The organism is Sphingobacterium sp. B16(2022) (assembly GCF_012030425.1).
Classification (GTDB): domain Bacteria; phylum Bacteroidota; class Bacteroidia; order Sphingobacteriales; family Sphingobacteriaceae; genus Sphingobacterium; species Sphingobacterium anhuiense.
Window position 1 is genome coordinate 578915 of sequence record NZ_JAAUVN010000002.1, and the last position, 11871, is coordinate 590785.

The following is an 11871-nucleotide window of genomic DNA, read 5'->3' on the forward strand; positions in this document are numbered from 1 at the left end:
CGGTAGGTTAGGTGTATTCTATGTCTTAAAATTATATTGAAAAAATATAGATCAAAAATCTAATGATATAAATTAAGTTACAGTATCCAGTCATATTTTATGTAATAAGTTTTTATTGATCAAAAGCTCCGCCAAAGCTATGCTCAAATTGTGTATTTACAAAAGTTTTTAATTTCCCATATATGAGAAAGCCATTTATACGGTTTACAATATTTTTTTTGATTATTACTCTTCAAAATGTCTTTGGACAGTCCTTGAAATTTGAGACACTTGAATATAAAAATGTATTTGAGCAAAGTCCAGTTGTTTCCATCACACAAGATCTCCAGGGAAGGCTTTGGTTTGGCGAGAATAAAAATCTTTTTAAATATGACTCATACCGAATAGTTAATCTTTTTGATGAAGATTCTTTGGTGAGAAAGGAAATAAAGTATGTTTCTAAATTAGCGGTCAATGGTCTAAATGATCTGTTTATTGCTTCATCCAACGGCGTATATATTTATGACATTACTAAAAAGAATTTGAAGACTGTAGAAAGTAAGGTTTTAAAATTTGATTTTTATGCGGATCACATGCTTGCTCATGGTAATCATGTTTTTATATGTTCTGATAAAGGTTTATTTGTCGCAATGCCTAATGGTGACAATTATATTTTAAAAACAATACTTAAACGTCCTAATATATTTGCTATAAATCATCTAAAAGAAAAAAAATTTATAGTAGCTTCCGAAAAAGGAATTGAGCTTCTATCTTGGGACGAAACTCAACCGGTAAAGCTTGAAAATTTGAGAATCCCATTTTCATTTGTTGGAAAAGACAATGTGATAACAATATATACTGATCAAAAGGATATTTGGGTAGGAACAAAAAAAAATGGGATCTTTCGATATAATTTTCTGGATGATAATTGGCTAATTTATAAAACGAGCAACAGTAATCTTTTGAACAATGAAATTTGGAAAATTATTAAAGATCGAGAAGGTAAAATTTGGATTGCTACGCAAAATGGATTATCCATGTATAACGTTAATAATTCATTTGTAAATTATCAAAACAATCCTTTTTTACCAGGTTCTTTAAATGCAAATTCAATTTGTGATCTCTATTTAGATAAACAGAATATTATGTGGATTGGAACATTCTACGGAGGCATGAACTATTTAATTCCAGACCAATTTGAGCCTATCATTTATTCCACTTCATCTGCTTTACAGAGGCGCTTAAGTGCAAATGTCATCAATAGTATAGAAATGGTAAACGGAGATTATTGGATTGGAACAGAAAAGTATGGCATTAATATTTTAGACGAAAAATCAAAAAGTATTAAGAGGGATAAATCTCTTTCAACATTATTACATACAAAATCTCTATATTATCATAAAGGTAAAGTCTATATTGGGACAAGGGAGACGGGCTATTCAATATATGATTTAAAAAGCAAAACGGTAGCAAATTTTATGTTACATAGCAGCCCGGTTTCACATATGAATATCGTACATGATATTATGGTTTCTGGTAATGGAACTATTTATCTTGGTACAAAAGCCGGTCCCTTTGTAATTTCAAATAACAAAAAACCTCAACTAATTTCTGAAATTAAGAATTCTCCATGGGTCGATTTTGAACAAGATAATAAAGGCCGTATTTATGCTAAAAGACTTTACGGCACGTTATACGTGAAAGAAAGCGAGAGCAAACCGTTTGAACCCCTCTTTGGACCCGTCTCTGATTATTTTATTGACAAAGAAAATATCGTCTGGCTTACTTCCGAAAAGAAAGTTGTTAAGATATCTCCTAATGGCCATATCGTAACTATCGCTGAATTTGAAGGAATAAAACTCAATGGAATTGTCGTTATCAAAAATGATCTTTGGATCACTTGTGATAAAGGTTTATTGGTGTATAATATAGCAACGAAACAAATGCGTATACTAAATAAATACGACGGAATACCTCTCAACAACCTTTCAAATTCTTTAATAAAAGTATTATCTGATAAAAGTATATTGGTTACAAGTTTAGCGGGTTTGATACAAATTGATCCTAGTCAATTAAGCAACAATCTCACAGCATCGCTGTATCTAGAGGATATTATTGTTAATGAAAATAGGTCAGTATTAACACAATTAATCCAAAAAGATACAACTAATAATTATTCGCTAGACCTAAAATATAATGAAAATCTGATTACTTTATCATTCGGTAGTAATAATTTAATCAAACCGGCTAAAAATAAATATAAATATATATTGAAAGGTGTTGATCCAGAATGGAGGGTGGATGATAAACCTGATTTTCGGTATTCCAATTTATCTCCAGGCAAGTATGAATTTGAGATTTATATATGCAATAATGATGGAATTTGGAGTACAGTTCCTTTAAATATCTCTATTAAAATTTCACCACCAGTATGGCGCTCTTGGTGGGCATATCTCCTATATTTATCCCTCCTAACGGTTGTACTCCATCAGCTATATAAATTTCGTGTGGAAAGAAAGTTAGCTAGTAATCTAGAAAGAGTTCAAAAAAATAAAATTAAATTTTTTACACATATTTCTCATGAAATCCGTACACCGTTGACTCTTATAAATGCACCTTTAGATGATATAATTGAAGACTCCATTGAAAACGAAGTGTTACATAGGAAATTAAAGAGAATAAAGAAGAATACAAATAAATTATTGAATATTGTTAATGAACTTCTTGATTTTAAGAAATTTGATGAAAATAAATACCCTTTAAAAAAGTCCATTGTTTCTTTTAAAGAGTTTTTGGAAGATAATTTTTATCTTTTCTCTGATCTGGCCAAGTTGAAAAATATAAATTATTACATTCGAAGAATAGATGACGTCGGTCAAATTGCAATAGATGTCAATCAATTTGAAAAGGTGATATTTAACCTACTTTCAAATGCAATTAAATATACCCCATTAAATGGAACAATTTATCTGGAACTATTAGACGATGATGAAAATCTTCAAATTAGAATTGTTGATAATGGGATAGGAATTAAACCCGAGTATGAATTTTTAATATTTGATGAATATTTCCAGGTTAATCCTGGCGGAGGCGAAATAGGTATTGGTATCGGGTTGGCCCTATCGAATGAAATCGTGAAAAAGCATGGTGGGAAATTAGAATATCAGCCCATTTTAGAAGATGGCGAGTCTAAGACTTTATTCTCGATAACAATAGAAAAAGATTTAAAAGAATATGAACTTTATTTACCGGTATCCCCTGCGCCAAATAAAAGTGATGCGCTTGCTAAAAATATACCGTATACGTCAAAAAGTAAAACAACAATCTTAATTATTGAAGATAATGTAGAAATACAAGAATTTTTAATAGATCTTCTCAAAGATGATTATTATGTATTTACTGCAAATGATGGAGAGGAGGGGTATAAAATATCCACTCAGCATTTACCGGACTTGATTGTTTCGGATATTATGATGCCCAAAATGAACGGTATTGAATTATGTGAAAGGATAAAATCAGAAGCCGCAACGTCTCATATACCGATTATTTTGTTGACAGCAGTTATGGATCCTCAACAGTTACTAGAAGGCATGAAATATGGTGCCAATATTTATTTAACAAAACCTATTGATAAGATTTTATTAAAACTAACTATAAACAATCTTTTACAAATATCTGATAAGAGGAGAAGAGAATTTGATATTGAGAAAAGTGAAATTGATAATGAGATTGACCACAAATTCTTTAATTCCTTAAATAGTTTGATTGAGGAAAACTTATCAAATGAAGAATTTGAAGTTAATTATATATCGATGCAAATGGGAATGAGTGTTTCTACATTATATAGAAAATTAAAAGCTGTAACAGATCTTACCGTTAACAATTATGTTAAAATTTACCGTTTGAACAAGGCAAAGTCTTTATTAGACAGTAAATTGAATATCAGTGAAGTTGCATATATGGTTGGTTTTTCAGATCGTAAATATTTTAGTAGAGAATTTAAAAAGCATTTTGGGTCTAATCCTTCAGATTACTTACCAAAAAAAAATAATAAATAGAGTTGGACATAGTAAATCCGTTACCATGAAAAAATCAGATTGCTTTTTTTCATTGTCTCGATAGTCCTGTCATCCTATCGAATTGCTGGTTGGCAATAGCATCCCCTCGTATCGGTTGTATGCCGATAGGACAATACAAGCTGGACAAGGAGCGATATTGATTCATGCGGCTAACGATGCACAGCGGGAATTGTAGGGTTGTATCGCACCCGCCACGATCTTAACAGAATAAGGAATGGGTACCGCTAGCGGAAAGGCCTTGGTAAAACTGAAGGCACTCGTGTACAGCCTGTGAGATATGGGAGATGAAGTGTATCTGAATATTCACTAAAAGGCGCAAGTCTCGGCAAAAATCATTACTCACGTTCAAATGCCTTACATTTTTTTGTATCAAAACTGTCTACTTCTTGCAAAACGAATACTTAATAGCAATTATGAATAGATTTTACGCCTAAATAGCTAAAAAAACACCCCTGTTTTTTAATTTTTTCATAACAATTTTGAAATAGTTTAATAATGAAAGTCATGTTACATAATATTTCACTTTAAGTCCATTATTAGTCACGTGTAATATTTGTTAAAAATAATTTTATGTTAAGAAACAATTTAAAGGAGAGGGGCGTAGTTGCGCCAGGACCTATGGATACTCCATTTTTTTATGGAGAAGAAAGTGACCACTCTATAGCCTACCATAAATCAGCATCAGCACTAGGCGGGCTTACGGAGATTTATGATATAGCTCCAATTGTTAAATTTCTTGTGACTGATGGATGGTGGATTACTGGGCAAACAATTTTTGCTAATGGAGGATATACTACACGTTAATTCGGAAATCATACATTTTAATTTGGTGAAGCGATAATGGATTTTAAGACAGTACTTTCTGAACATGATATTGATAATATTGTTGAGATGGCATTATTAGCCTGGCAGCAAGGAGATAGTTTGCTTTTCTTATCATATTTTAAGGACAAAGCACAGCTATTGGATGCAAAAGGACAACCTCATATATTAAAGAACTTTGTGAAGTCTGGTTGCAAACACGCTAAATTCACAATGATAGAAAAGGTTGAAAATGGAGGCAAAGATGTTATTGGGACTCTTCAATCAAAAAAATGGGGTGTGTTAAAAGTCTATTTTAAATTTAAGATTAATTATAAAAAAGAAATTATCAGTTTATGCGTGGAGCTGGCGTCGTAATTTATATTGATACTTTCAAAATTTGATGACTTTTCTGTAGTAAAAATTAGATACAGAATTGTGCGAATTGGATATCAGATATGTTTTAATTTCTGTTTTCTTATGGGGAGACTTGAGTTAACGGAATTATCGCTTTTTTTGAAATCTATACAATTAATTAATGTGTAAGTAAGGTGAGCATAGTTTTGAATACTGTCAAATTATCAAATTAAATATAGAATGGTTAAATATTCACAAAAATTTAAAGATCAGGTAGTCAATGTAATTTTAAGTGGGGAATTACTGTTAAATGAAGCCAGTTTAAAATATGGAGTAGCAAAATCAATAATAATAAGATGGATTAATAATTCCCTTAGAAAATGTGAACAAGATAATTTTTAATACCCTATCTAGCAGTTTGACATCAGGGAATTATTATCTTTCAAAATACCTAAAATTGGCAATTTATTATGAATAGAATTATTAAAGAGAATCGAATCCAAATAATAGATGTATTGAGAGGGTTTGCGTTAAGCATTATTATTTTTATGAACTTTGAAAGCATTATGAAAATTCCCTTTAATGAAGCAGACCGAGACTTGTATCATGTAATGAATGTTTTATTCAAGGGTAAAGGATATATTCTGTTTTCGTTTCTTTTTGGTTATGGCACCTTTATTTTTATGGAAAATGCGTATAAAAAAGGTCTTTCTCCAGCTTTGTGTTTTTTTAAAAGAATTATTTTTCTTTTTGTTGTGGGCTTTTTGCATCGGTATTTACAAGCAGGCGAGGCGTTGACCTATTATGCAGTCTTTGGGCTGTTTCTCCTTCCCAGCTATAAACTAGATTCTAAATACATATTTTGTATTGCTACTTTATTTTTTGTAGAGAGTACGATTGCAGCTGCACAGATATTTAGTTCTTTGGGGATGATATTTTGTGGTTTTGGGATAAGTAAAATTAACTTTTTCTCAATTTACATGAATAAGAAATACAGCAAGCAATATCTTTTAATATTAGCACTTTTTGTAGTGCTTTCCATTCTTGGGTATTTTTGGATCTACAAATATATATACATTTATCATATTTATTACTTATCCAAAGCGATGTTTATAGGTGGAATTTTGCAGAGTATAGCATATACTTTATTGGTCATATTGCTTTATTTGCATTCGTCTATCTTTAAAAGATTATTATATGAGTTTGCCTATCTGGGGCGAATGTCCTTAACAAACTATTTGATGCAGACTATAATGCTATTTGTATTGGCATATTTTTGTCCTGGCACTACATACCTACAAGGAATTTATGCAAGTATAGCGGTGTTGTTTTTGCAATATTTATATAGTAAATTTTACCTAATCAAGATAGATTCTGTAGGTCCGTTTGAAAAAATATGGAGGAAGTTTACGTATTATGATTTTAAAAAGTTGATTGGAAAGACTAGTTTTTAATGAATTGTGGATAACTAAATTTTAGGCATAAAAATGGTTATGATACTCTTATCGTACTACCGTTCTTCTAAACACCCTAGCTTTGTTTCCAACCTGAAAGAAATTGGAGCTCCTCTTGAATACGATCGATCGCGACATAGGTATTATTATGAAGAAGAATATTTGATTCAAATCAAGGCTAATATCCAAAACTCGATCTGAAATAGATAAGACCTATTTCTGCAGGGAAGTATTATTTATCAAATAATATCTCCAGTGCTTTTTTTGAGCATTGAGCAACTGTAATTTAGTTGTTTATGAACACCTGTCAAATTTTAGCTTTTTACAATAGACTTCAAAAATCAATCTTATTGTCCATTTTCTTGATACATAATTTATAAAAGGGGATATGGACTAGGGGAAATCAGGTATCAGCTATTAAGTCAGATCCAATAGGTTTTAATGAGTAAAAAGAGTATTAAATAAGTCTTTCTGAAGGTTAGTCGAAAACTTAATTTGAGATATTCTTTTTATATTGTTGTAACAATTTTTTTATTCAATCGACTAATCGATTATTATCAGTTAACTTATTTATGAATTTATCTATAACAAATCTCAGTAATTTCCTCTCAAATTTTGTGTTCAAATAGGTGCAATCGTGTAATAAAAACCTCCTGAAATGCTCGGTTCAGGAGGTTTTGTTTCCTATATGAAAATAGAAGAATCCTGATGGGCATTAGTTATCAATCGCCTATAAAACTTCGAAAAGGTCTTTATATTTTACTGTAGTACCGTTCAATTTCATTTCAATCGCGGATTTTGCTCTTGGTGCAAAGGCTGGAACAATTCCGATCACGTAGCCCGGAATGATGAATGATATTTGACCGTTTTGAGCGATAGCACCTTCTCCGATTCGATTTCCGATGATTGAATATCCGTGACCATCAATAAAATTACCGGTTATTGTAAATGGCTCTCCGACATATCGTGTTGTATGAGCAGATGTATTCCAATTTAAGTTTCTAACTTCAACTTGCTCTGTACTTGTTACGCTATAAAAAGGACTGCTGTAACTGAAATTGAAAACACCATCTAGAACATTACGCACAGCAAATGATTGTGTATCATAGGAACTGTTAAAATAATGTGGTACGGCATGTTTGCCTACTGTTGAGGTATAGGGAAGGTACAAGATCGGTATAAGATTGCCGAAAAGGGGGCGAACCTGTTCCGAATGAGAATTGCTTTATCTCTGAACTTACAGTTTTTGAGCTTATGTATGGCGCTGAAAATAGTGACAATCCGAAAAAATCACTTGATGCGGTAGATAAATTTGTAAAAGGATTATCCATTATTCCAAATATGGCCTCAGTAAAGCATTACGCCAAAACAAAAGTCTTCCTTAGAAAAAATGTACACCTATGCATGATGAATTTGATAATAGGAGTTACTGCTGTTGCTCACCAATTAATCTTAATGACAGATAATATCAAAGATTTTAGGTTTATTCAAAACCTTAAAATTGAAAATTGGTTCGAACGAATTTAATTTACTACCTGCAGTCTCTTCCTGCGGTTACTTTTCTTTTACCCTAAAAAAAAGAGTTTGCAATTTTTTTTCATAGCAGATTGGAGAGGGCTCAATAAATAATATGAATTCTGATAATTTCTTAAAAACATCTTTATTCTGCCGTGTGAATAGCTCTTGCTGTTCAATCCTTTTTTTTATTTCGTTTAAAAATAAAAAAGATTTTTTTATTGTAAATAAATCGCTAATTTTAACTTGATGTATGTGCTTAAGGATGTCCACCTCTGTTTCAAAGATGGGCTTGCGCATATAACTATTTTAAAATGATCAACACCTGAACCCTTTTATTATAGCACCCTTACCAACGGCTCAATACTGATAAACCACGTTTTAACAACGAATATATTAGATATAAAAATAGTTATGCATCCTGCAGGCTTGATGCAAGCGAGAGACCAATAGTCTTAAGTTTGTTGTCAATTGTTTTTTTATCTGTATTAAATCTTTATATATATGAACCACAGATTAAATGAACAGCAATCCTTGCTGCAGGTATTTGTAAGTGATAAACCAGAACCGCGTCCATGGCTGAGGAATTTGAATCAGTCGCGAGATCCCGCCTTGATCTTTTTTGAATTAGATAATATTACTTTAACAGATGGTGGCTTGTCGATCTTCTCTTTTTATGGTAAAGACCTATCCATGCGCATGACTACCTGTGCTTCAGAGAGTGAGAAAAAACTATACTCTACCCCCGATGAACCTGTCGTTACTTTTCATTTGCAGATGATGGATGACCATTTCAGCCGTTTTTCCGATGACCCTAACCAGAGTCTGTGGATGGCGGACCAAACCCGGTTATTCTGGCAAAACAAAGAAACTGTCATCTATGAATTGCCGGACGGGATCTGCAACCATCTGGATCTATTTTTTAGACCCGATCATTTTTTAGAAATGGCAGATCGATATCCCATCTTGCGAGAAATGGCGATGGAAGTAAAAACAAGCCCATCTGGAAACTTAGATTTTTTTGTATCACAAAGTAACGACGATGTCGATGATCTGGTGGACCAGCTGTTGGATGAACTGCAGGATTATGCGGTGAGCACGCAACGCTTTCAGCATCTCATCGAATGTTTACTCTTGCGCTGTATGGGTGTCATTGTAATCGTTGAACCGATACCTGATGACGCAATATCCGCAGATGATTATTATTTGCTAGATGAAAGCACACATGGATCCCAGTCCCATCCTAACCCCAGTTACTTTTATACAGAAGAGCTACAAAAACTTGTTGACAGCTTGCAGATGTTGACAGAAGTAGAAGTGAAAAACAAATTTTACGAAGAAAGACTTGCTTATTTTGATCATAAGAAAAATACAGCAGCCTGTCAAAAACTCATGGATAAAATAAAATCTCGCTATCCCCTGATTATGGGCGATACGATTGATATTGTAGCAGATTTTTATTTTGCGATAGCTGAATGTCTAGATAAACAATACAAAAAGTATCCTTTGGATGACCAGGAGATGAAAATAGTGACCGAAGCTATTGCATTTGTCTGTGATCAATCATTCCAACTTCGTCTGCCATCTCCTGTTTGTCTAGAACTCTATCACAAATGGACCAAAAAATCCTATTACCAAAATATGGATCTGGATAAAATAAGCGCGCTATTAGCGAAGGTTATATCCGAAAATGATCTGAATGTACCTAAGCTGGATGGCTCCCCAGAATCTAAAGCGATATTTTCGGAATATATGAAAGAGCAATTTGGCTTGAAGCCGATCTCGAATTTTATGGATGAAGGCGAAAAAGATAAACCCAAAGAAGTGACCGAACTTTACCAGACGCTCATCCAAAATTTGCCAGATGAATTTACCATAACCGATGACGGCGGAATCAAAAAAAGCGACCTGATCCGGATTCTGGATTTTGCTTATGATTTAAACGATGTTATTCCGATGTTATTGGTCGAAATTGAACATTTTTCAAAGGACGTGCAATATGTCGATAAGCAAACTTTTGAAAAAATATACTGGTGGCTACTGGCTATGAAAGAAAGGAATAGCGACCTTCATGAACAGGATCTCATGTTACGTAAAGATCGGCTATTTGGTCTGGTGCAAGTTTATGAATCTGCCATAGATGGAAAGCATGCGGTCGAATGGAGAATTAGTCAAAGTAGGGAGGTTTTCGTGAATTTGGCATCTAAACTCATCAAAGTCCGGCTCAGGATGGAAGAACAGATGAGTAGAGGAACTTTTATGCTGTGCGTTAAGGCATTTATTCGAGCAGGAGATACCTATAAATTGCCAAAGGAGTAATGATGGTTCTAATTGCTTGAATGGCTATTGCAGGCCGTCAAAGGTTTAAATCTTATTTGATTCTGCCCTTAAAGTCAGTACCGGCATATTGTTCATAAACTGTTTTCAGGGATAGATAGATCGCTTTTACACAGTCGAAATAATACTCCACTATAATCCAGTTCCGGTCAGTAAGTTTTTCAAAGAAATATCTGGAATCAAGGAAAAGTGTCGATAATGTTTTGATGATTGCATTTATCAGAGTTTATTGAAGCTATTTTTTAAATAGATAATCATGTTGTTAAGAAAGGTAAATAAACCAAATTATATGAATGGTTATTTTGAATTTATATTATCTCAGCATTTACAAATGCTATCAGAAAATGTAGGTAGGGTACGATTCTATTGAAAACAATATCTATAAAATTAATAATAGACTTTATGGATATTGTGCTAACTGTTGGTTGATTATAAGTGAATTATTACTTATTTTTTTAGATTTAAAACCGAAATAGATTATATTCTCGGTACTTATGATGTAGAAGGTTATTCCGATATTGAGATTATTGATTTAATTGCAGTTTAAAGAATTTAAACGTATTTTATGTTGCTGAATGTAAAAGTTGGATGGAGTTAAATCCCATCTCAAAAGTGATGGAGAACCAGTTGTTCTGAAATACAAATCACTACTGGTTCGATTTTGACCTTCGTCAATGTTTCTTAAATATTTTTGTTGCAACTTTGACTTTCAATAATGTTATATCTACGATTACAATGATGCTTCCAGACTTAATTCAAAAGATAACAATGCTCAATGAGAAGCAGTTAACCACTGTCATTTCATACTTTAAACCTGTTGAAGCAAAGAAAAACGAACAGTTGCTTGAGTATGGCACAGTAGCAAACCGACTCTTTTTTATTAACAAGGGCTGTCTTCGATTGTATTATTCTAATGATGATCAAAGTATCATTACAAGGTTCATGGCATTTGAAAATACGTTCCTAACTTCTATTGTAAGCTTTATTTCCAGAGAGCCTTCGACAGAATATATTCAGGCAGTGGAAGCATCAGAACTTTTAGTTATTACATACGAGGACTTTTCTTATTTAAGAAAAACTATACCTGAATGGGACAAGATGTATATTTATATACTGGAATACGGATTAACGGTCATTACTTCCAAATTAGGTAATCTACTTACACAGAGTGCTACCGAACGTTATCGCAATCTGCTTAAAAACAATCCTGAACTTATACAGAGGTTGTCCAACTCCAATCTTGCTGCCTACCTGAATGTATCGCCGGAAACACTCAGTAGGCTAAAGTCTCAGATATAGTAGCTACATGAACCAGAACTATTATATATCACCTATCCTGTTAAAATCTG

Annotated in this window: 8 protein-coding genes; 7 read left to right on the top strand and 1 reads right to left on the bottom strand. The window is 32.8% G+C overall.

Annotated features, from left to right (window positions below):
* Window positions 1-182: 182 nt before the first annotated feature.
* The 4 genes from HCX49_RS12730 (at window position 183) to HCX49_RS12745 (ending at window position 6670) form a co-directional block, all read left to right on the top strand.
* On the top strand, window positions 183-4037 hold the full coding sequence (locus tag HCX49_RS12730; protein ID WP_168127289.1) for a response regulator: 3855 nt from the start codon (window positions 183-185) through the stop codon (window positions 4035-4037).
* 591 nt (window positions 4038-4628) lie between these two features.
* Window positions 4629-4862 carry an SDR family oxidoreductase gene (locus HCX49_RS12735; protein ID WP_237682791.1) on the top strand — a complete coding sequence of 78 codons (234 nt, stop codon included), beginning with the start codon at window positions 4629-4631 and terminating at the stop codon, window positions 4860-4862.
* Between the two features lie 36 nt (window positions 4863-4898).
* The gene (locus HCX49_RS12740; RefSeq protein WP_168127290.1) at window positions 4899-5237 is read left to right on the top strand and encodes a hypothetical protein; all 339 of its coding nucleotides are present in this window, start codon (window positions 4899-4901) and stop codon (window positions 5235-5237) included.
* Window positions 5238-5686: 449 nt separating this feature from the next.
* Window positions 5687-6670: a DUF418 domain-containing protein gene (locus HCX49_RS12745; protein ID WP_168127291.1), complete on the top strand. Its 984-nt coding sequence runs from the start codon at window positions 5687-5689 to the stop codon at window positions 6668-6670.
* A gap of 730 nt (window positions 6671-7400) precedes the next feature.
* Here the strand turns inward: HCX49_RS12745 and HCX49_RS12750 are convergent.
* Window positions 7401-7841 carry a hypothetical protein gene (locus HCX49_RS12750; protein WP_168127292.1) on the bottom strand — a complete coding sequence of 147 codons (441 nt, stop codon included), beginning with the start codon at window positions 7839-7841 and terminating at the stop codon, window positions 7401-7403.
* Window positions 7842-7924: 83 nt separating this feature from the next.
* Between HCX49_RS12750 and HCX49_RS12755 the strand changes: the two genes are divergently transcribed.
* The 3 genes from HCX49_RS12755 to HCX49_RS12765 all read left to right on the top strand — a co-directional run bounded on the left by HCX49_RS12755 (window position 7925) and on the right by HCX49_RS12765 (window position 11821).
* Window positions 7925-8197, top strand: a complete 273-nt coding sequence (locus HCX49_RS12755; protein WP_206368448.1) for a hypothetical protein — start codon at window positions 7925-7927, stop codon at window positions 8195-8197.
* A gap of 492 nt (window positions 8198-8689) precedes the next feature.
* Window positions 8690-10504 carry a hypothetical protein gene (locus HCX49_RS12760; RefSeq protein ID WP_168127293.1) on the top strand — a complete coding sequence of 605 codons (1815 nt, stop codon included), beginning with the start codon at window positions 8690-8692 and terminating at the stop codon, window positions 10502-10504.
* A 753-nt stretch (window positions 10505-11257) separates the two neighbouring features.
* Complete coding sequence (locus HCX49_RS12765) at window positions 11258-11821, top strand: Crp/Fnr family transcriptional regulator (RefSeq protein WP_206368450.1); 564 nt, start codon at window positions 11258-11260, stop codon at window positions 11819-11821.
* Window positions 11822-11871: the final 50 nt, after the last annotated feature.